Below are 22,135 nucleotides of genomic sequence, written 5' to 3' on the forward strand. Positions count from 1 at the left end.
TTTACAATTGTGTTGTGCATAAATATCAAACAAACACATATATTTGCGCACAATGTATGAGAATTGCTTTAAAACTACAGGTCAAATGGTCATTTTTAATATAAAATATCGCTAATTATTGTCTAAGTAGGTTTTCATCATGGCTATTCACGTTATTACTCATCCACTTGTTCAACACAAATTAGGTTTAATGCGTGCTTTCGGCATTAGCACTAAAAGCTTTCGTGAGCTGTGCTCAGAGGTTGGCACATTATTAACGTACGAAGCAACGAAAAATATTCCCCTTGAAGACAATGAAATAACCAGTTGGGACGGCAACAAACTTAACGTACAGCATATTAAAGGCAAAAAAATTACAGTGGTGCCTATCTTACGTGCAGGTTTAGGTATGATGGATGGTGTTATGCAGTTGTTGCCTGCGGCTAAAGTGAGTGTAGTTGGCCTTCAACGCAACGAAGAAACGCTTGAGCCAATTCCTTATTTTGAGAAGTTGGTTGGTAACATTGAACAACGTCTTAGCTTGGTTATTGATCCTATGCTTGCAACAGGTGGCTCGATGATTGCCACAATAGACATGTTAAAAAAAGCGGGCTGTAAAGAAATCAAAGTTATAGTGTTAGTTGCAGCCCCTGAAGGGGTAGAAAAAACGTTAGCAGCTCACCCTGATGTAGAAATATTTACCGCCGCGGTAGACAGCCACTTAAACGAGAAAGGATATATAGTGCCTGGTTTAGGTGATGCGGGTGATAAAATATTTGGTACGGTGTAGTCGTCATTAATTAGCGTTAATTGTGTTTCGCGTTATGGGCAACGCAATCATTAAAGAGGCTTTCTGAGGAAGGCCTTTTTCGTGTTTGTTTATTACTTTATAACTGCAAAAAGCAATGTTTAAATTTAGGAGTGTGTAGTGAAAAGTAACGCAACGTTTTCAATTAAAACAATTTTAACCGGCGCACAAATGCTATTTGTTGCATTTGGTGCATTGGTATTGGTGCCGTTATTAACGGGGCTCGATCCTAGTGTGGCGCTATTTACTGCAGGTGTTGGCACATTACTATTTCAATTAGTGACTAAAGGGCAGGTACCAATATTTTTAGCCTCTTCGTTTGCGTTTATAGCCCCCATTATTGCAGGTGTACAAATGTGGGGCGTACCCGCTACGATGGGCGGATTAATGGCCGCTGGCGTTGCTTATATGTTATTAGGTTTGTTAGTTAAATTTAAAGGTGTGGCGACTCTTCATAAAATTTTACCACCGGTTGTTGTTGGCCCCGTTATTATGGTGATAGGTTTAGCGCTTGCGCCTGTTGCAGTTAACATGGCAATGGGTAAAACAGGTGATGGCAGTGTTCAGCTTATTGATGACAACAGTGCTATTTTAATTTCCATGTTTTCACTTGTGGTAACGCTTATTTTTGCCGTGTGGGGTAAAGGAGTATTTAAGTTAATTCCTATATTGGCAGGCGTAATAGCGGGCTATGGTTTATCGCTTGCGTTGGGGGTAGTACAGTTTGATGCGGTAAGTAATGCACACTGGTTTGCTATTCCAAACTTTACACTGCCAGAGTTTAAATGGCAGGCTATTTTGTTTATGGTGCCTGTGGCCATTGCGCCAGCTATTGAGCATATAGGCGATATGATGGCTATAAGCCAAGTGACTAAAAAAGACTTTTTAAAAAAGCCAGGTTTGCACCGTACTTTGTTTGGTGATGGATTAGCAACATCTGCGGCGTCGTTATTTGGAGGTCCGCCAAACACCACGTATTCAGAGGTGACTGGCGCGGTAATGTTAACTAAAAACTTTAATCCAAAAGTAATGATGTGGACCGCTATAATTGCTATTGCTCTGGCATTTATTGCAAAAATGGGGGCTGGGTTACAAACCATACCGGTGCCTGTGATGGGCGGTATTATGATTTTATTATTTGGTTCGATTGCGGTCGTTGGACTCAATACGTTGGTTAAGTCGGGTGATGATTTAACAGCGCCTCGCAACTTAAGTATTGTTGCCCTTATTTTAGTGTGTGGCATTGGCGGAATGCACATAGGCAGCAGTCAATTTAGTTTAGAGGGCGTTAGCTTGTGTGCCGTTTTAGGTATAGTGCTTAATTTAGTACTCCCCAAAGTAGAGCAAACCGCTGCTTAACTTTGAACATTAGTTAAAATATTTGCACCAATTTGGCGCGTTTTAAACGCGCCTTTTTTATAACCTATTAAAAAGGTTATAAAAATAATGTTGGTCTAGTCCCTGCATTTAGTACTCTGAACACTATGTATTTAAGGAGTTACTATGTCAGAGGCCAATATTGTGGATATAACCCCGTTTTTAGCAAAGCATCAACTGCCTTTAAAGTATCAATATTTAAGTGAGCAGTACTTTGTACCTCTTGCGCATGACATTCTCGAATCAAAAAAATCATCAACTCCTCTCTTTGTTGGCATTAATGGTTGCCAAGGCTCCGGCAAAACAACCCTTGCAGACTTTTTAGTCACGTGGTTTAGCAACAATACGTCGTTAAATACGGTCGCTTTATCAATCGACGATTTTTACCTAGGTAAAGAAAGGCGTAAGCAACTAGCTCAAGACGTACATCCTTTATTTGTAACACGTGGCGTACCCGGTACACACGATACCGACCTGATGAATAAAACAATTACTCAGTTATTAGCCGGCGAGGTGGGGGTTGCATTACCGCGTTTTAACAAACACCAAGACGACTGCGTTGCAGAGCAAGATTGGGTTAAAAATGTATCGCCTGTTGATATTGTTTTTTTAGAAGGGTGGTGTGTAGGAAGCGAGCCACAGCCGCTATTTTCACTGAGCGAGCCACTGAATGAATTAGAGCAATTAAACGACAAAGAAGGTGTGTGGCGTCGTTGCATAAATAGCTGCTTAGCAAACGAATATAAATCTATTTTTAATAAAATAGATTATAAAATTATGCTCAAAGCGCCTAGCTTTTCAGATGTTTTTACGTGGCGAAAAGAGCAAGAACAAAAGCTAATAGCTAAAAGTGGTGTTGGTACAGGCACGATGACAGACGAGCAGTTAGTTTATTTTATATCTCATTTTGAGCGCATAACTCGTGAAAACTTAAATACATTGAGTCGTAAAGCAAACGCACTCATTGAGCTTGATAGCAATCGCGACATAGTAAATATGCACTTAACAAGTGATGATACCTTACAGCCTATTATTTTTACTGACTTGGACGGTACTTTACTCGATCATACCGATTACAACACAAGCAATGTAAGCGAATTACTTCAGCAGTTACAAAGCGCACACATACCCGTGGTATTTAATACCAGCAAAACATTTTGCGAAGTGGTTGAAATTAAAAACGAGTTAAACATTCAGCAGCCTTTTATTGTTGAAAATGGCGCAGCAGTATTTATACCGCAAAATTATTTTGAGCTTAAGCCAATAGGCTGTAAAGAAGTTGGTGGTTATTGGTGTTACGCGTTAGCGTCACCGCTATCAAGCTTGTTAAGTGATTTAGACACATTAGATTCACAATACAAAGCACACTATAAATTATTTAGTGAGTTAAGCAGCGAGCAAATAAGCGAGCTTACCGGATTAAACAATGCTCAAGCTAGGCGCGCTCAAACACGTGATTACTCCGATCCTTTGTACTGGTATGGCAGTGATGAATTACTCGATACCTTTGTAAATGACGTAACAGCACTTGGCTACGAAATAAAGATAGGTGGCCGATTTATTCATATTGCTAAAAATACAGATAAAAGCGCTGCGCAGCAGTGGTTAGTTAAACAATTTACCCAACATTTTAGAAAGCCTCTCACAGTAATTGCACTCGGTGATAGTGACAACGATAAGCAAATGTTAGAACACGCTGATATCGCCATCATCATCAATAACCCAAGCAGTAAAAAGCCGGTTAAATTATCACATAACAAGGCACGTTATTCTCAATCGCCCGCGCCGCAAGGCTGGGTTGAAGAAATAACAACACTGCCAAGCATTAGCAGCATTTTAAATATTATTGAGGAGCAAAAATCACATGGCTGATTTTTATCAAAATGGCATTATTACGACTTTGCATAACATTGCAGACAGACCCATTGAAGCGCTAGAAGAAGAGCTAATAGGCTTTAGTAAACAGCGCCCTATGGGGCTAATACTTCCTTCTTTATTTAGTGAATTGGAAGGCCCCGCACTTCAAAATATAATAAAAGAATTAAGAGAAGTGCCGTACTTATCACAAATAACAATTGGTTTAGATCGAGCCGATGAGCAACAGTACCGCCACGCACTCGGCTTTTTTAAAGAGTTGAACCAAAATCATAAAGTGTTATGGAACGACGGCCCGCGTTTGCAGGCACTTGACAAAGAGCTTCAAGAATTAGGCGTTGCTCCACGTGAACTCGGTAAAGGGCGTAACGTTTGGTATTGCATGGGCTATAAGCTTGCAACCGCTGAGGTTGAGTCTATTGCGCTTCATGACTGCGATATTTTAACCTATGACAGAAGCTTACTTGCACGTCTTATTTATCCGGTTGCACACCCACGTTTTAACTACGAGTTTTGTAAAGGGTTTTACCCGCGTACAGCTAACGGTAAAATTAATGGCCGTGTATCGCGTTTACTAGTGACGCCTTTGTTACGCTCATTTAAAACAATTTTAGGTAATACAGACTACCTTGAATATATGGATTCATTTAGATACCCATTAGCGGGCGAGTTTTCGTTTAGGCGCGACGTATTAAACGATATTCGTATTCCAAGTGACTGGGGGCTTGAAATAGGCGTATTGAGTGAAATGTATCGAAACTATTCGCATAACCGTTTATGCCAAGTAGATATTGCCGATAACTACGATCACAAACACCAAGCGTTGTCGCTTGACGATCAAAGTGCTGGCTTGTCTAAAATGTCGATTGATATTACCAAGGCATTATTTAGAAAACTCGCTACGCAAGGGGTGACATTTACTAGCGAGACAATTCGTTCATTAAAAGCAACGTACTACCGAATTGGCTTAGATTTTATTGAAACCTACCACAATGATGCGCTTATGAACGGACTAACACTGGATGTTCACCAAGAAGAAAAAGCCGTAGAAATGTTTGCACAAAACATTATGGAGGCAGGCCAACACTTTTTAGATAACCCAATGGAAGCGCCATTTGTGCCAAGTTGGAACCGTGTCGTGTCGGCTATGCCAGATGTATTTGAACGTTTAAAAGAAGCGGTAGAGCTCGATAACGAAGAATACAGTTAAGTTAAAAAAATAAATATAAAAACGGTTAAAGGAGTCGCGTGTGAGTACAGTGAATGAATTATTTTTACAGCGAGTAGAGCAGCACCTACACATTATTTACCAAGATGTTGAGCTGCCTATATCGATAGCAGAGTTTGCACAGCAACTCATTAAAATTATTTTAGGTGACAGTCCACTTCGCGACCCAACTCCACACACTAACCGATGGGATGAGCAAGACATTGTACTGATTGCTTATGGTGATTCGATTATAAAGCACGACGACACTGAGTTTGCGGTAGCAAACCCAATCGAAGCCCCACTAAAAACCTTGCATAGATTTATAAAAGAGCAGTGCGATATGCAAATTAACGCCCTGCATATTTTACCTTTTTATCCGTATAGCTCAGACGAAGGCTTTGCGGTAATGAACTACGTACAAGTAAACGAGTCATTAGGCGATTGGGAAGATATAAAACGCATTGCTAAAGATGTAAAGCTAATGGCTGATTTAGTTATTAACCATTGCTCTAGCCGAAGTGTGTGGTTTGAAAACTTTTTAAACGATTTGCATCCCGGCAAAGATTACTTTAAAACGGCAAGCTTAAGCGACGATTTAAGCCAAGTTGTTCGTCCGCGCACATCGTCTTTACTCAATACAGTAACAACTCCCAGTGGTGAAAAGCATGTATGGTGCACATTTAGCCATGATCAGGTTGATTTTGATTTTGCTAACCCTGAGGTGTTAAAAGAGTTTGTAGGCATTATTCGTCATTATTTAGACAATGGCGTGCGGCTTTTTAGGCTCGATGCTGTGGCATTTTTATGGAAACAAATTAATACAAGTTGTATTAACCTGCCTCAAACCCATGAAGCTGTTAGGCTAATGCGCACGCTTATTGAGCATGTAGAGCCAAGTGTGGTGATCATCACTGAAACTAATATTCCAAACCAAGAAAATCTTTCGTATTTTGGTAATGCCAATGAAGCGCATGCCATTTATAACTTTGCTTTACCTCCGTTACTGCTGCATACCTTATTAAGTGGCGATAGTACGGCACTTAAGCATTGGATGATGAGTATGCCACCGGCTCAAAACGGTACCGCATACTTTAATTTTATTGCGTCTCATGATGGTATAGGGCTTCGTCCAATTGAGGGATTACTGCAGCCAACTGAAGTGGCGTCGCTGGTCAGTACAACCATGCAATTTGGTGGTCGGGTTTCAATGCGAACAAGTAATGATGGCACCCATACACCGTATGAGTTAAATATTGCGTTATTTGATGCAATGCAAGGAACACACAATGGGCCTGACAAATTTGGCTTTGAGCGTTTTATGTGCGCGCATGCCATTATGTTCGCGCTTGAGGGGATACCTGGCTTATATATTCATAGTTTACTTGCCACAACCAATGATTATGAGCGGTTTGAAAACTCGCAACACAACAGGGCAATTAATCGCCATCGTTGGCAAGAATCAAAACTGTTAGCCGCAATTGGCGAAAAATACAGCCATCATCACAAAGTGTTCACTTCAATTAAAAACTTATTAGGTGTGCGTAAAAAACAACGTGCATTCCATCCTAATGCCACTCAGTTTACGCTACATCTTTCTGGTGGATTATTTGGCTTTTGGCGCCAGAGTATAGACCGCAGACAAAGTATTTTTTGTGTATTTAATATTAGCGATAAACCGCAAACGCTTTTATTGGCTGACTTAAATTTAATTAATACCCAACAGTGGTATGACTTAGTGTCAGGAAAAACAATAGAGGAAGGGCAGTTAACGATTGAACTTGAACCGTATCAATGTGTTTGGCTAAGTAATATAAAATAACAAATAGGCCGGGCAAGTGTTGCCTGGCCTATTATTCACTTTAAATTAAAGCTTGTATGAAAAGCTTACATAACCAAAGCGGCCAATGTTATCGTAGGTTGCGCTACCGGCGCCTGTACCGCGTGTACCGTATGGTAGTTCACGGTTAAATAGGTTATCTACACCTACTTTAACGCCAACACCGCTATCGAAGCTGTAACCTACAGTCATATCGGTAATAAAGTATTTACCGTAGCTCATGTTGCTATTTGGGTTTGAGTTTTGAGCAAGTTCAACATTTGTGTAAAGGTCTACTTCGTCAATAAAGCGTGTTTCAACAGTGCTGAAAAAGCGGTCAATTGAGTAGCTTACAGATAGATTTGCTTGCCATTTAGCTTCGCCAGATGTACCTGCGGCTTCAATAAAGTTGCTTGGATCATCTTGGAAAGGGTAGTCTTTACGTTCAATTAAGTAAGTACCAATTAAACGTGTTTTAAAGCTACCTTCTAGGGCTTCAAAATCATAGCCTAGTTCAAAATCAACACCTGAAGCTTTTTGACCCGCCACGTTTAATACAGAGTTTTGAATTAACGAAATTTCGCTGTTTGCATCGCGCGTAATTAGATTACAGTACTGGTTGTTGATGCCAGTAGTGCTGTCTACACAGCGGTCAAGAATATCTTGCGCGCTGATTGTGTCAATGGCATCTTCAAGTTCAATTTCCCAGTAATCGATAGTTAATACTGCGTTGTCTATAAACTCTGGTTGGTAAACAATACCTACTGTTGTACTTGTTGACTCTTCACCTTTAACATCACATTTAGCTAAAGAATTATCGATTATTACATGCTAATAAATAAGAATAAACCCTCTGTAGGCCCTGCTATCAATGGGTTCTCTTAGTGAATAAATTTCATTTATGTTGTTTTATTTTGTAAATTTTGTTTAAGTTTTGGTGATAAATAGATCGCTATTTACTATTTTATTTACCTTTTTTAGTTACGCTATTTACATTGGGTGAGTAAAATTAAATTTAACGTCGCATTTTTGATCTTTTTCTTGTTTATTTCGGCTGGAGGATGCAAGGGTTAGTTTTAGGAATGGATTCTGTTTTAGCTAACTAAGTAAGCATAAATGTAAAGTAAATGTATACATTTTGAATGTTTAATGAGCATATGTTTTAGCGGCGTTATTCAAAAAAATTTTCAGGTTGAGTAAATTTCATTATCCAGTGACTTAAATGATGCTTATTTGTTATGATTGTGTGCTAATTTATTTTTTACTAATTAAATGTAAACCCCCTTTACAGTATTAAGTCGTTGTTGCTTCGTTACTTTAAACTCTTTACTTGATACAATTAACAGACTTAAAAATATAGGGTTTTTCATGAAATATTGTTACTTCGTTATTATTTTATTATTGAGCACATTAAGTAATGCAAGCGAGCCTGTAGACCTAGAGTTAAATATGAAAAACACGGGGCTTGCATATAAAAAGGCAGTGCAAGCTACTGAGCTTACAGATTTTAATGCAGCAATTGACGAGTTTATTAACCTGGTTGAAGTAAGTAAAACAGCCAAGTTTTATAAAAAGCCTGAAAAGTCTGTGCAAGGTCTTGATAAAGTGCTCTCTCAGGCAAAGCTTGCTAAAAAAACGGCAAACGAACAAGGCTTGGTAGCAGCGAAAGTACCACTAAAAAGTATTGATAATCTACGTAAAAAGTATCATAAACTACATGAGCCTCCCGGCTTTTTTGAATTATTGTTTGGAAAGTAAGGAACAATTATGGAAATTTCAGTTTCATTATTAGATGGCCAAAAGCAAAGCGCAAAATTTGGTGATTTAGAAGTAATTAGCGATCAAAGTATTGCTGCCGGTGGTGGTGCAGAGCACCCAGAACCATTTGATTACTTTTTAGTAAGTATGGTGTTGTGCGCCGGGTTTTATGCCCGCAAATTTTGTGAGCAACGTGATATTTCTACAGAGGGAATGACACTTATACAAAATAATGAAAACGTAGATGAGAACGGTAAAAAACTATTTTGTATCGAAATTAACTTACCTGATGGTTTTCCTCAAAAGTACAAAAAAGCACTTATTGCAGCAGTGAATACGTGTACGGTAAAAAAAGTAATTCAAGCAGTGCCTGAGTTTTCTGTCGTAGTAAAATAAAGTATTAACAGGTAGCACTTAAAGTGTTGCCTGTTTTATTAAAAATTTACCTCATGCGCTTTTGACTCAATAGTTAGCAAATTAACCAATGCCTTTATTATAAACCCTCGCGCCATAGCCATTTCTTATTTTGTTTCTAGTTTGATTATTACTCGTAAGATCTGCGATTTTTTGCTTTAAACAGTAAATTTGTTGACTATTTAAACAAACAAATCAAAAAATAATCACTTAGATCAAAAATACTGGCTATTCATTTTTAGGCTGTTATAACTATAAATAATATAATAAAAATAGTTAAACAATATATACAGTAGATACTGAGGTAATTTATGAGCGACGCAATACAACAAGAACAAATAGATCAAGGGGTAATGGAAACCCTAAGAGAGCGCGACCATAGTGCCTTAGCACAGCAAGTTAACCACCTTGCATGCAACCACAACGATATTATTGAGCTGCTGGCTCACTATATGGCGTTGAGTGAGCAAGATAATGACGAATTATTTGATGATTGGTACGATAATTTGTCAAAAGAACAACTCACAGTCCTAAAAGTTTTTGAGGTATACAGAGGCCAATACGAACACCAAAATTAATTCTGTACTATTGTAAGTATGTTTAAAAGTATTTTTATATGGCTGCTAATATAGTTAAAAGTGAATACAAATTAACTATAATAGCTTAGCGACAACATTGATTAGTTACTTGTGATAAAGGCGTACTTTAACGTGCTAAATTCAGAAACAATAAAATCTAGAAATAACGTAAAAATAATTGGTAGCGGCTCTAAAACATTGCTATTTGGACATGGATTTGGATGTGACCAAAACATGTGGCGCTTTTTAACCCCTTATTTAGAGACGCAATTTAGGGTTGTGCTTTTCGATTATGTGGGGTCAGGTAATTCAGACATATCACAATACGACATACAGCGATACAAGAAACTAGAAGGCTATGCATTAGATGTTATAGAAGTATGTACTGCTTTGGAATTATCTGATGTTGTATTTGTTGGTCATTCTGTCAGTAGTATGATTGGTGCGTTGGCTGCTTTTGAAAGACCTGACTTAATTAGTAAGTTAATTATGGTATGCCCCTCGCCTTGCTTTTTAAATTTCCCGCCAGATTACCAAGGTGGCTTTGATAAAGAAGACTTGCAAGAATTATTAAGTTTAATGGATAAAAATTATATCGGTTGGGCTGATTACCTTGCACCTTTAGTTGTAGGTAATGCTAACTCGGCTGAGTTGATTGGCGAGCTTTCAGGTAGTTTTTGTTCTACCGATCCTGTTATAGCCAAAAATTTCGCAGAGGCGACGTTTTTTTCTGACTATCGTTTTCTATTAAAGAAAATAAAACAACCTACATTAATTTTGCAAAGCCAAGATGATGCTTTGGCGGATGTATCTGTTGGTGAGTTCGTAAAACAAGAGATAGAAACCAGCTCGCTCAGTGTTATAAACGCCCAAGGTCATTGTTTACAAATGACTCATCCCGAGATTGTAAGTGAATCTATTATTAATTACATACAGTAATTGGTGTGAGTAAATTCAACCCAAATAATGTAACACCAACAACTTATTCAGTTGACTGCTTTCTATGCGGTGCTTTAATAACTGACTCTAAAAATACAATTGTTTATGTAAACAACTATTTTGAAAGCCACTTACTTTGGAAGCCGGATGAGTTAGTGGGTCAAAATATAAATAAAATTTTGACAAAATCGTCAAGAATTTTTTTTCAAAGCTACCTTATTCCCACTGTACTTCATGAGAAAAAGTCTGAAGAAATGCAGTTGATCATTTTTAATGGGCAAGGGCGAAAAACCCCGATGACTATTAACGCGCAGATAAATGAAGAGGGATTGGTGTTCTGGAGTTTGTTTAATGCAACTAAGCAAGACCAGCTTTACGATGAGTTGATAAAAACACGAGAAAAGTTAGAAGAGCAAGCTGAAAAACTAAAGTCTTTAGCAGCAACCGATGAGCTAACAGGCTTATTAAACAGAAGAGAAATGAATTACCGAAGTGGGTTGTTATTGGACCAATCGTTAAGGTCAAAGCAAACAATTGCGTTACTTGTTATAGATATAGATGACTTTAAAATAATTAACGATACTTTTGGTCATTTAGAAGGTGACCGAGTTTTAAAAGAACTTGGGCAAGTACTTAAAAAATTTGGTCGTCAAACAGATTTAATCTCGCGTTATGGCGGGGAAGAGTTTTTAATCATGCTCCCCGACACTGATAAAAAAGGTGCTGTGCTATTTTGTAATAGGCTGCATACACTTATTGCTACGGTTTTAGTGAATGATAACCCTGTCACTGTGAGTATTGGTTTGACTATAAGTAATAGTACTAAATCATTCCTTGATTTATTTACACAAGCCGATAATGCAGTGTATGAAGCCAAAGCATGTGGTAAAAATAGAACGCAGCTATATGGCGACAAGGGTAACCTTTAATAGCTACTTTAGTTGCCGCACGTATTCTTAATAAGTGAATTGCTGGATTGCCAAATTCTATTCCATATTTTATCAATATCATTAAAGCTAGGTCTTTGACTAAACTTTTCAAAACTAGCAACACTTACCCCGTTTGAGTTTATTTCACCCACTTTAAAATTAAATACATACTGGCATTCCATCCCCATACGCAAATCCGAAAGCACCACGTTATTTTGTTGTTCATGTACTGAATAAAAACCTTTGGTAAACCATTGCAATCGTTTTACTCCCCATTCATTTTTTATGTCATTTAATAACGCAGGAGTTGTGTTGTAAGCATGAAAAGTGACTTCACTTGGTTTATCGAACACAGATGCATAGCCTTCATAATATTGCCCATCAGACATAGCAACAAAACGCCAAAGCAATGTAGTAAGAGGGGCTGGCGTACTTATATACTTCTCATACGTAATGTTTTTATTGTTCAGTGCCGTTTTTACTTTGTCATCAATCATGACTTTTAATGCAAAAGACGTACATAAGTAAAGTGAGCTTAATCCAAGCGCGATACTATTTATTTTGTAGGCGGTATTTGATGATACTTTAGGAAATAACGTACACACCACTCCTAGCAGTAATGGAAGTGTATAAAGGGGATCAATTATAAACATATTTGATAACGCAAACGGATGCTCGGTAAATGGCCACATTAGTTGCGTACCATATACAGTAAAACTATCCAGTAATGCGTGAGTTGATAAACACAAAAATACCAACCAAAACCATCTCATTTTATAGGTTTGCATGCCGGTATGTATTTTTAAGATAAGCCACACAATAAGTGGACTTATTAACAAGTGAATAAAAAAAGAGTGGCTAAAACCGCGATGATAAGTGAATGACTCTACAGGCCCGCCATAAGGCAAAAACACATCTAAGTCGGGCAAGGTGCCAAGCGCCGCCCCCCAAAATACCGCTTTACGACCAATTTTATTGCCTAATACGGCGTAGCCTACAGCACTACCCAAAGCAACCTGTGTTAACGAGTCCATATTAATCCTTTATTAATTACTAGCCTGATTATACTGATTAAAAGCGTAAAAAGGTCACTTATAATGCAAGCTTTGGTTTTATAAAATCTAAAAATGCAACAATGCGAGACGACACCGCACTGTTTTTGTAATAAACGGCTTGTATATCTTCTCGGTGGTTTGGTGTTTTAATACTATTTGGTAAAACATTGACTAACCTGCCAGCTTTTAAATCGTTTCCAATCATAAAATGCGAAAGTAATGCAACGCCTTGGTTTGCTATACATAGTTGTCTAATTGTTTCGCCGCTGCTTGCTGTGATTGCAAATGAAAGCTTTGAAGGTATATCAAGAGGCCAGTTGTTGAGCGTGGGTGAGTCGGTAAAACCGATAAGTTTATGTTGGCTTAAATCGCTTGCTTGACTAAGTTCAGGTGCGTTTTTCAAATACTCAGGGCTTGCGACCAAATGCAATTTACTGGCCCCCAACTTTTTTGCATACAGGTTTGAATCTTTTAAATCACCAATACGTATAGCTAAGTCAGTTTTATGTTCTAGCAAATCAATAATGCTGTCGTGGGAGGTTATATCAAGCGTAATGTGGGGGTATTGCATATTAAACTCAGCAATCAAAGGTACCAATTGGTGCAGTACAAAAGGACTTGCTGCATCAATACGTAACTTACCACTAGGCAACTGTTTTAATAGTTTAATTGCCTCTTCGCCAGTTTGTAAGGTGTTTAAGCCATCACGAGCATATTTGATAAAGGTATGGCCCTCTTCGGTTAGCTCTAATCGACGGGTGGTCCTATTTAGTAACGTACATTGTAACGTATTTTCAAGACGAGACACGGCACGCGACACTTTTGCTACTTGCTGATCAAGCAAATTAGCGGCTGCTGAAAAACTCCCGCTATCTACTACCGTTAAAAACATTTCTAAGTCTTCAGTTTTTGCATGCTGAGCCATATTTTAACAACCTTACTTTTGCATTTATTACAAAAGTATTTTGTCACTAATGCTATTTTTTGCAAACACATTTTTAGTCAAACTACACGCCTTAATAAATAATGAGGATAAAATTATGCCATTGGCTTTGTGGGCGCTTACCTTAAGCGCATTTGCAATAGGAACAACCGAGTTTGTAATAGTAGGCTTAGTGCCTACCATTGCGAACGACTTAGGTGTGAGCTTGCCGTCAGCAGGTTTGTTAGTGAGTTTGTATGCAGTAGGTGTGGCTATTGGCGCGCCCGTGTTAACAGCATTAACTGGGCGATGGAACCGTAAAATTGTATTAATAAGCCTAATGGGCTTATTTGTGCTGGGGAACTTATTAGCATGGCAAGCGCCAAGTTATGAAACATTAATACTTGCGCGTATTTTAACAGGCTTAGCCCATGGGGTGTTTTTCTCAATTGGTTCTATGATTGCCACAAGCTTAGTAAGTAAAGATAAAGAAGCCAGTGCTATTGCAATTATGTTTACAGGCCTTACCGTTGCACTTGTAACAGGAGTGCCATTAGGAACGTGGATTGGCCAACACTTTGGTTGGCGTGCTACATTTTTAGTGGTATCAGTGTTGGGCTTAATTGCTTTGCTAGGAAGCGCTATTTTGGTACCTAAAAACTTGAAGCAGTCTATCCCTGCAACCTTTAAAGAACAGCTTCAGGTTATTGTTAAACCGCGCTTATTGCTCGTATATCTAATGACTATTTTAGGTTATGGCGGCACGTTTACAGCATTTACTTATTTAGCGCCGATTCTAGAGCAAGAAACTGGCTTTGCCCCCTCAGCTATTGGTTTAATTATGCTGGTTTATGGTGCATCTGTAGCGGTAGGCAATATTTGGGGTGGAAAATTGGCGGATAAACGCGGCCCCATTAGCGCACTGAGTATTATATTTAGCGCGTTAACAATTATTTTATTGGCTTTTACCTTTACCATGGAATCAAAAGTAGCCGCAATACTAACTATTTTAATATGGGGTGCATTTGCGTTTGGTAACGTACCGGGCTTACAGCTTTATGTCGTAAAGCAGGCGCAAAAGCATACTCCTAATGCGGTAGATGTTGCATCGGGCTTAAACATAGCAGCGTTTAATATTGGTATAGCACTGGGCTCAATTATTGGTGGTAGTGTAGTGGAGGGCATGTCGCTTCAAGATACCGCTTGGATTGGCGCAGCAATATCCGCTTTAGCATTAATTGTAACCCGTTACAGTGGCATGCTTGATAAGCGGGAAATTCAGCGAGCATAAAGTGTAAACTTTGTATCATTAAGCCCTTGAAACGCATTTTTATAACCTCATAGCTACTGTGAGGTTATTTTTTGAGAAAGTAAAAGGTGTATTTTTTAAGGCTATTCAATAGCTGTATTTTAAACCAACTTATAAGGATAGAGCCATGACACAACGTGTAATTGAAATGCCAGATTTAGGTATGGGAACATTCCGTTTAGAAGGCGACACCGCCTACAATTCAGTAAAAATGGCGTTAGATGTCGGGTTTCGCCATATAGACACAGCGCAAATTTATGGTAACGAAGAGCAAGTAGGCCAAGCCATAAAAGACAGCAACATCCCGCGTAGCGAAATATTTTTAACCACTAAAGTGTGGAATAACAAACTCAATAAAACTGATTTTATTGCAAGCGTAGAAAAGTCTTTAGAAAAGCTGCAAGTAGACTCTGTTGATTTATTGCTTATTCATTGGCCTGCGCCATCAAACGATGAGCCAATGAGTGAGTACCTAACTGAGCTTTTAAAAGCTAAACAGCTTGGTTTAACAAAACATATTGGCGTGTCTAATTTCACTATTGCAAACTTAAACGAAGCAATGCAAACGCTAGATTCGCGTGAAATATTTACTAACCAAGTTGAGGTACATCCGTATTTAACCAATACTAAGCTACGCGCTTTTTGTGCTCAGCACGGTATACACGTAACGGCTTATATGCCGTTTGTGGTCGGTAAAGTACTAAAAGATGAAACGATTCTTGATATAGCGAATAAGCATAACGCTTCACCTGCGCAAATTGTAATTGCATGGGTAAACGCCAATGGCATGACCACCATTCCATCGTCAACTAAGCGTAAAAACTTGGAAGATAACTTTAACGACCATGTTAAGTTAGACGATGAAGACATTGCCCGTATTGATGCACTTGATTGTGGCGACCGCCAAGCAACGCCTGATTTTGCGCCGCAGTGGGATCAGTAATAAAATACGCAAAACAACATTAGGTGTAGCAAAGCTGCACCTTTATTTTTTTAAAAGGACTCCGTATGTTAACGGTAATTGCCACTATAGCGAGCAAAAATATTGATGCAGATGTAGTATTAACCGCACTCGAAAATCTGCAAAAGTATTCACGTCAAGAAGTAGGCTGTCTACGTTATGAGCTATCGGTAAAAAGTGATGCGCAGCAAACGACCTATTTAGTAAGTGAGCAGTGGGTATCAGATGAGCATTTTGAATCGCACAAAAACGAGCCTCATTTTAAAGCTTTTGGAACACAAGTTACTGGGCTTCTAACAAACAGTAATATTGACGTGTACAACACCATTGGCTAGTAAAAATAGTAGTAAAATACAGTGGCAATTTAAAAATACATCACCATTTGTGTTACTCAGTATTTTAAATACCAACCTGGTATAAATCTCAGCCTTTTTTATTTAATCGATAAATCGTACTTTAAAATAAGCGCGTCTATGTAACGGGCACGTAATGTGTGTTGTTTTTCGTGATCGGCGCCGTGGCCTAATGCTTTATTGAGTAACTTCATCGCGGGGTGAAGCTGCGTGCGCTCTTGCTGGCTTAAACTCCCTTTAGTGCGCAATTCAGTAATATCGTCTACCAGCAAGCGGCCTATATCCACACATACTATTTCGTCAATTAACCCGTTTTGTGTCAGTACACCGTATTTGCTGCATAAAAACTGTTGCCACACTTGCTGTAAATGCTCGTCTATTTCGCAGCCAAATAATTCTTCATTAAAATTAAAGCCTTGCTGAGCAAGTTTACTCAGGCTTGCTGTGTACTGCTGTGCAAAATAATTAAAGGCATTGCTTGAGGATTCAATTTTTTGTTTTATTAGCCCTTGCCCCCAATTTACACAACCTCGCGGGTAATAATCATCGTACTCTTCACATTCATACAAACCAGAATACGAGCTGCAACTTAACTGGCTTTTTATACAATAACTTGGTTTCGGAAAAATACTTTGCTGCTGCCATGTATCTAGTTGCTCGGCGTCAATATTTAAAGCATGGCAAAGCTCATCGGTGGTATAAAAATGAGTGGCTAAGTAGTCAGATAAACGCATAAAGGCTCGCTTAAAGTTAAAAATACAAATACTGTTTAAATGTACAGTGTTTGTATTTTGTATTATCAAACTAAATAACACAAGCCATTTTACGTTTATTATTGGCTTAGGCCTGCAAAAATGTGTGCAAGTATGTTACAAATAGCGCAAGTTTTATAAATAATGAATTTTTATGCGCACCCTAGAACAAATTAAACAAGCAAGCTTAATTACCGCCATTAAAACCCCCTATTTAGCGAATGGTGAAATAGACCTAGCAAAGTACGATGAACTCGTTGAAATACAAATTGCAGCGGGTGTAGATGGTATTGTGGTTGGTGGTACAACCGGCGAAGGCCAGTTAATGAACTGGGAAGAGCATTTAATGCTTATTGCGCACAGTGCAAGCAAGTATGGCGATAAGCTGTTAATTGTAGGGAATACAGGTAGCAATAATACCCGCGAAGCTATTAAAGCCACTAAGTATGGCTTTGCAAGTGGTATGCATGCCGCGCTGCAAATTAACCCATATTATGGCCGCACCTCTATTGCTGGTGTTAACGAGCACTTTAAACGTGTACTGGATATTGGCCCTGCGTTTATTTACAACGTAGCAGGGCGCACAGGGCAAGATTTAACCCCGGATATTATTGAGCCATTAGCAAAACACCCTAATTTAATTGGTGTAAAAGAATGTGGTGGTAACGAGCGTATTGCCCATTACGAGCAGCAGGGCATTGCGTGTTGGTCAGGTAACGATGACGAAGCACACGATGCACGCCACACACACAATGCACACGGTGTTATATCGGTCACATCTAATCTTATACCAGGGTTGTTCCGCCAGTTAATGGATACTAAAAATGATGCGTTAAATACCGCATTACAACCTTTAATGAACTGGCTATTCTGCGAGCCAAATCCGATTGCAATAAACACCGCAATGATGATGACAGGTGCAGTAAATCCCGTATTTAGATTACCGTATTTGCCACTGAGTGATGAGCAGCAACAAATAGGGTTGCCACTTATTAATAAGTTAAATGAAGCCGATGTAGTGGGTGGCAAGGCTAGTTTACTTAACAGCGATGAAGTATTAACTCTCTCTTAATTAAGGTATGAGGCTAAAAGTGAAGCGTAAATAATTTCACTTTTGGCCTTTTTTATTGCCAGTAATAATTTAATTTAAGTTTCCAGCTTGTTAGGTTTGAATGTTTGTAACTAACGCGAATGTCAAAATTTTGATTTATAGGAATTGATATTTCAGCTTGGGTTGATGACTTATCATCATTTCCTAATATAAATTGTTCGTGAGAAGCTCTTAATTTAATATCTGAGTATAGTGTTGTTATTAGACCTAGCTCTAACGATGCATCATAAATATTGTCTGTAGCAGCAAGATCTCCAATATACCCGTTAGCAAGCGTAAAGATCAGGGTTTTATTATTATTGGTCAGATAAGATTTACCTATTCCACCCATTACAAACGTGTTTGTGCAGCTTTGGCAAAGTGTATTCTGCCTTTCAAAACCAGCATTGACCTTCCATGAAAGGTTATTCTCTTTTGGCCATTTAACATAGGCTGGTGAAAATGACTCTAAATCCAGTAAGTGCAGTTTATCTAGATACAAATTAGAGTTTAAGATAGAGACTTCAGTATCAACCATTTCTAAATTGGAAAACGCAATGCGTGCAACATCTGACGCTAAAGAGTCAAAATAACTGAGTCTAAATCCCAAACCAAAGTTTTGTTGTTTGTTTACCTGGGTTGAAGAAACAGACATATTTGATGGTTTTTGCCCTTTGTGAGGCGCTTGCTGGGTATATGATGAAACGTGCACTTCATTGCCAATTGGGAGCGTTAAACGCGTTTTAATAAGTGCTTTTTTTAAGCTTTTAATATGGTCAATATTGTGTTTTTTTATTTGCTGTAATTGGACTAGCTCAAATAATGTTTCAATAATTCGCTTTTTACTTTTTATGCTGAGTGAGGTGAAATCATTTTTCTCAAGAAAATCAGGTGTTTTGTATATTTGCTCTGCAATGGTTGATTCGTTGCCAGTCAGCTTTTTCATATACTCAATAAAAACAGTACTTCGAGATGGCGTAAAGCGTACCTCTTGAACCAGCTTTTTATTGTTATAAGTGGCCTGATTTAACTTTGAAAAAACAGTTGTAGGGATCATCCACGGCGAGCTGTTATTTGTTAACTGCTTTCCTATAACAAGCTCTATTAGTTGCGCAATATGAAACGCGCAGTTTTCATCAGCAAAATAGTAATCGAATTGCGCACCGAGTATTTCCCATAAATGATTAGCAATAAACTTTGTATCGTCATTTTTTAAGGCAAGCTTATATTCCCAAAGATCTCTGAGTTCTATTTCACCGTAATTATGTTGATGACGGTAAAACAATTGATCCGAAAACCCTGCTTTATAACCGCCAAACAAGCCTTTTGTTATATAAACTAGACCATTTTCGTTATCCGGTACATGAGCACCATAATTTATGCTGTAATCGAGTAATTTATTATTTTTGGCCGATGACCGATTTAGTTTTAACAACAAATGCCCATAAAGTGATGCCGGATTACTCATATAACCAGATGCAAATATTAGGCTTATAGAATGTATTGGTTGCGCATCTCGCCATTGTTCTAGTTCAATACAGGAGGACCTAGGCTGCGTAAATATTAACCCTTGTTTTTGTAGCCAGCTGTATCGTGCAGGATATTTACATTGTGTTAGTGGGTCTTTGTTAAAGCTTTGCACTGTCGCTTTTAGCTCTTCAAAAGGGCTTGTTGCTCCGCGAGAAGATATAAAAAATGATGTGTTTGTAATATAGCTTTCATTAAACGCTGGTTTTTTGTAATGGCCTAAACTTAACCACGTGGGATGTTGAGCTAATTGATTTAATGTTGCAGATGCTTGAAGATTAAACGAAGCAATAAAAAAGATAAAAATTAAAAAAGAATAAATTTTCATAAATACCCAACGGGCTTGGGGTAGAAAAGGCTAAAAGGGCTAAAATTAGCCCTTTTATATATTATATTGCAGAACAGTTAGCTGAGAACTGGCTAGCAATATTGCTTTCAACAAGTGTGTAAAGAGCCTGAGCATCGTTTACAGATGTTTGAGCAAAATCATTACGTATCGTTGAGATCATTTGAGAATGAGCTGAGCTATCACACTCACGTACATTTAGCATTGCTGAGATGTACTCGCCTTCACCTTGGGCAATTTCTTGCTCTAGGATTGGGAATGTTTGTTGGATAAATTGTGCAGTTTTAACGTTTGCACCTTTACAGCTTTCTACAGATGAAACATTTGAAGAAACAGCGGTTGTTCCTAAATCCCAAATAACATTTGAGATAGCAGCGGCTGTGCCGTTATCAGGAAAAACCATTGCACCGATACCACATTGTTGCCATGGGTTAACATCTGCTTGCGCTGGGGTTACTACGAAAGCACTTGCTAATACTGCTGCAGTTAAACATCTTTTTATCATTATTAAATCCTTATTTAAATGTCCCTTAAATGGGGCTTGAATTCTATACATAAGAAAGCTTAAGAGCAATAACCCGTTTTAAAAAATTAATAATAAGTATATTTTGTAAATTTTATGGGGTAAATATTTTCGATAAGTGAGGCTCTGAACACTTTGTGAGAGAAACTATTGATTTATTGGTAAGCAATTTTAATAAAACAAAATATTTAAATAGTAATATTGTTTAAAACTAACTGTTGGCTCATTTTTGCTGTATAATTTGCGACCCTTGATAATGTGGCCGTAGGTTATACAGCATGAATTTTAAATCTTTTAGTTTCGCACCTGAAATCATCCAGGCATTAGACGAACTTAACTATCACACTCTTACGCCCATTCAGCGCGCAGCTATTCCAGCTGTTCGTAAAGGTAAAGACGTTTTAGCCAGTGCACAAACTGGTACCGGCAAAACTGCCGCGTTTGCTTTACCTGTTATTCAAAAATTAATTGAGTCAGACTTAAGTACAACCAACGCACCTAATGCACTGGTATTAGCGCCTACACGCGAATTAGCAGAGCAAATAGCCAATAACTGCAAAGAGTATGCAAAGCATACCTCGCTAAAAGTAGTGAGTTTATTTGGTGGGGTGAATACTACAGGCCAAGAAAACGCATTAAAAGCAGGTGTTGATATTGTAGTCGCAACTCCGGGCCGTTTATTAGATCATATTCGCCTAGGTAACTTAAGCTTAGCAAATGTAAAGCACTTAGTATTAGATGAAGCTGACCGCATGCTTGATATGGGCTTTATCACAGACATGCAAACTGTGATTAAAAGCTGTGCAGATGATCGTCAAATTTTATTGTTTTCTGCTACATTCCCTGCAGCTATTAAACAATTTGCTTCTAAAGTACTTAAGCAACCTGAAATTGTGCGTGTTGACCAAACTAACAGTACCGCATCTACTGTACAGCACGTTGTATACCCAGTGGAAGAGCGCCGCAAACAAGAGCTTCTATCTGAGCTGATTGGTAAAAAGAACTGGCAGCAAGTGCTTGTGTTTGTAAATATGAAAGACACCGCGGATGAGCTAGTTAAAGAACTAAACCTTGATGGTATTCCTGCAACAGTTTGCCATGGCGATAAATCACAAGGTAACCGACGCCGAGCTTTACGTGAATTTAAAGAAGGTAAGGTACGTGTGCTAGTGGCCACTGAAGTTGCTGCACGTGGTATTGATATTGATGGATTACCCCGTGTAATTAATATTGATTTACCATGGCTTGCTGAAGATTACGTTCACCGTATTGGTCGTACAGGCCGTGCTGGTAATCAAGGCCAAGCAATATCGTTTGTAAGCCGTGAAGAAGAAAATACACTATTTGAAATAGAAACATTAATTGGTCAAAAAATTAAGCGTGTTTACCTCGAAGGTTATGAAGTAAGTAACCGTGAAGTACTTATTGATAAAATAGGTAAAAAACCCGCTCATTTACGCCGTACTCGTTCTAATAAACTATCAGGACAGGCAACGGGTGAAGCTCGCGCAGTAAACCGTTCGCGTATATCTAAAGTGCGTAAAAGCTTAAAAGGTGCAAAGCTGTCACTTAAGAAATAACAGCGAATATAAGAATTAATAAAAACCTGAGTTT

Annotated in this window: 21 protein-coding genes; 15 read left to right on the forward strand and 6 right to left on the reverse strand. The window is 38.4% G+C overall.

The features are described 5' to 3' along the window. The first annotated feature begins 139 nt into the window (after positions 1 to 139). The 5 genes from upp (at position 140) to ACFI34_RS06470 (ending at position 7,068) form a co-directional block, all read left to right on the forward strand. Positions 140 to 769 (forward strand): uracil phosphoribosyltransferase, encoded by a 630-nt coding sequence (upp, locus tag ACFI34_RS06450; RefSeq protein WP_006791732.1) that lies wholly within the window; start codon positions 140 to 142, stop codon positions 767 to 769. Positions 770 to 907: 138 nt separating this feature from the next. Then, positions 908 to 2,146 (forward strand): uracil-xanthine permease family protein, encoded by a 1,239-nt coding sequence (locus tag ACFI34_RS06455; protein ID WP_462672856.1) that lies wholly within the window; start codon positions 908 to 910, stop codon positions 2,144 to 2,146. Positions 2,147 to 2,290: 144 nt separating this feature from the next. After that, on the forward strand, positions 2,291 to 4,036 hold the full coding sequence (locus ACFI34_RS06460) for an HAD-IIB family hydrolase (protein ID WP_462672857.1): 1,746 nt from the start codon (positions 2,291 to 2,293) through the stop codon (positions 4,034 to 4,036). Continuing rightward, the gene (locus ACFI34_RS06465; protein WP_058552378.1) at positions 4,029 to 5,249 is read left to right on the forward strand and encodes a glycosyltransferase family protein; all 1,221 of its coding nucleotides are present in this window, start codon (positions 4,029 to 4,031) and stop codon (positions 5,247 to 5,249) included. The genes ACFI34_RS06460 and ACFI34_RS06465 overlap by 8 nt, the downstream gene beginning before the upstream one ends. A 40-nt stretch (positions 5,250 to 5,289) precedes the next feature. Continuing rightward, a complete protein-coding gene (locus tag ACFI34_RS06470; RefSeq protein ID WP_462672858.1) occupies positions 5,290 to 7,068 on the forward strand; it encodes a sugar phosphorylase in 1,779 nt (592 codons plus the stop codon). 45 nt (positions 7,069 to 7,113) lie between these two features. Here ACFI34_RS06470 and ACFI34_RS06475 read toward each other — a convergent pair whose 3' ends face one another. Further along, positions 7,114 to 7,890 carry a TonB-dependent receptor domain-containing protein gene (locus ACFI34_RS06475; RefSeq protein ID WP_462672879.1) on the reverse strand — a complete coding sequence of 259 codons (777 nt, stop codon included), beginning with the start codon at positions 7,888 to 7,890 and terminating at the stop codon, positions 7,114 to 7,116. 543 nt (positions 7,891 to 8,433) lie between these two features. Here ACFI34_RS06475 and ACFI34_RS06480 point away from each other — a divergent pair. The 5 genes from ACFI34_RS06480 to ACFI34_RS06500 all read left to right on the forward strand — a co-directional run bounded on the left by ACFI34_RS06480 (position 8,434) and on the right by ACFI34_RS06500 (position 11,683). After that, positions 8,434 to 8,823 carry a cytochrome b562 gene (locus tag ACFI34_RS06480; RefSeq protein WP_462672859.1) on the forward strand — a complete coding sequence of 130 codons (390 nt, stop codon included), beginning with the start codon at positions 8,434 to 8,436 and terminating at the stop codon, positions 8,821 to 8,823. 9 nt (positions 8,824 to 8,832) lie between these two features. Further along, on the forward strand, positions 8,833 to 9,219 hold the full coding sequence (locus tag ACFI34_RS06485) for an OsmC family protein (RefSeq protein ID WP_462672860.1): 387 nt from the start codon (positions 8,833 to 8,835) through the stop codon (positions 9,217 to 9,219). 329 nt (positions 9,220 to 9,548) lie between these two features. Continuing rightward, positions 9,549 to 9,815 (forward strand): hypothetical protein, encoded by a 267-nt coding sequence (locus tag ACFI34_RS06490; protein WP_058552375.1) that lies wholly within the window; start codon positions 9,549 to 9,551, stop codon positions 9,813 to 9,815. Positions 9,816 to 9,947: 132 nt separating this feature from the next. Continuing rightward, complete coding sequence (locus ACFI34_RS06495) at positions 9,948 to 10,754, forward strand: alpha/beta fold hydrolase (protein ID WP_462672861.1); 807 nt, start codon at positions 9,948 to 9,950, stop codon at positions 10,752 to 10,754. 5 nt (positions 10,755 to 10,759) lie between these two features. Beyond that, positions 10,760 to 11,683: a GGDEF domain-containing protein gene (locus ACFI34_RS06500; protein ID WP_462672862.1), complete on the forward strand. Its 924-nt coding sequence runs from the start codon at positions 10,760 to 10,762 to the stop codon at positions 11,681 to 11,683. Between the two features lie 8 nt (positions 11,684 to 11,691). Here ACFI34_RS06500 and ACFI34_RS06505 read toward each other — a convergent pair whose 3' ends face one another. After that, a complete protein-coding gene (locus ACFI34_RS06505) occupies positions 11,692 to 12,717 on the reverse strand; it encodes a metal-dependent hydrolase (RefSeq protein ID WP_462672863.1) in 1,026 nt (341 codons plus the stop codon). A 58-nt stretch (positions 12,718 to 12,775) separates the two neighbouring features. After that, a complete protein-coding gene (locus tag ACFI34_RS06510; protein WP_462672864.1) occupies positions 12,776 to 13,663 on the reverse strand; it encodes a LysR family transcriptional regulator in 888 nt (295 codons plus the stop codon). A gap of 115 nt (positions 13,664 to 13,778) precedes the next feature. Between ACFI34_RS06510 and ACFI34_RS06515 the strand changes: the two genes are divergently transcribed. The 3 genes from ACFI34_RS06515 to ACFI34_RS06525 all read left to right on the forward strand — a co-directional run bounded on the left by ACFI34_RS06515 (position 13,779) and on the right by ACFI34_RS06525 (position 16,265). After that, positions 13,779 to 14,951 carry an MFS transporter gene (locus ACFI34_RS06515; protein ID WP_462672865.1) on the forward strand — a complete coding sequence of 391 codons (1,173 nt, stop codon included), beginning with the start codon at positions 13,779 to 13,781 and terminating at the stop codon, positions 14,949 to 14,951. Between the two features lie 145 nt (positions 14,952 to 15,096). After that, positions 15,097 to 15,912: a 2,5-didehydrogluconate reductase DkgB gene (gene dkgB / locus ACFI34_RS06520; RefSeq protein ID WP_462672866.1), complete on the forward strand. Its 816-nt coding sequence runs from the start codon at positions 15,097 to 15,099 to the stop codon at positions 15,910 to 15,912. 65 nt (positions 15,913 to 15,977) lie between these two features. Next, positions 15,978 to 16,265, forward strand: a complete 288-nt coding sequence (locus ACFI34_RS06525) for a putative quinol monooxygenase (RefSeq protein ID WP_462672867.1) — start codon at positions 15,978 to 15,980, stop codon at positions 16,263 to 16,265. A 98-nt stretch (positions 16,266 to 16,363) separates the two neighbouring features. Here ACFI34_RS06525 and ACFI34_RS06530 read toward each other — a convergent pair whose 3' ends face one another. After that, a complete protein-coding gene (locus tag ACFI34_RS06530; RefSeq protein ID WP_462672868.1) occupies positions 16,364 to 17,017 on the reverse strand; it encodes a DUF6058 family natural product biosynthesis protein in 654 nt (217 codons plus the stop codon). 172 nt (positions 17,018 to 17,189) lie between these two features. Here ACFI34_RS06530 and dapA point away from each other — a divergent pair, with 172 nt between their 5' ends. Further along, the gene (gene dapA / locus ACFI34_RS06535) at positions 17,190 to 18,107 is read left to right on the forward strand and encodes a 4-hydroxy-tetrahydrodipicolinate synthase (RefSeq protein WP_462672869.1); all 918 of its coding nucleotides are present in this window, start codon (positions 17,190 to 17,192) and stop codon (positions 18,105 to 18,107) included. Between the two features lie 52 nt (positions 18,108 to 18,159). Here dapA and ACFI34_RS06540 read toward each other — a convergent pair whose 3' ends face one another. Both ACFI34_RS06540 and ACFI34_RS06545 read right to left on the reverse strand, forming a co-directional pair. Next, positions 18,160 to 19,980: an Lnb N-terminal periplasmic domain-containing protein gene (locus ACFI34_RS06540; protein ID WP_462672870.1), complete on the reverse strand. Its 1,821-nt coding sequence runs from the start codon at positions 19,978 to 19,980 to the stop codon at positions 18,160 to 18,162. Positions 19,981 to 20,041: 61 nt separating this feature from the next. Further along, positions 20,042 to 20,503 carry a DUF3015 family protein gene (locus tag ACFI34_RS06545; RefSeq protein WP_462672871.1) on the reverse strand — a complete coding sequence of 154 codons (462 nt, stop codon included), beginning with the start codon at positions 20,501 to 20,503 and terminating at the stop codon, positions 20,042 to 20,044. 296 nt (positions 20,504 to 20,799) lie between these two features. On the opposite strand from ACFI34_RS06545, the gene ACFI34_RS06550 reads away from it, so the two are divergent. Continuing rightward, positions 20,800 to 22,101: a DEAD/DEAH box helicase gene (locus ACFI34_RS06550; RefSeq protein ID WP_462672872.1), complete on the forward strand. Its 1,302-nt coding sequence runs from the start codon at positions 20,800 to 20,802 to the stop codon at positions 22,099 to 22,101. Positions 22,102 to 22,135 lie beyond the last annotated feature (34 nt).

Source organism: Pseudoalteromonas sp. PSi26, assembly GCF_054960575.1.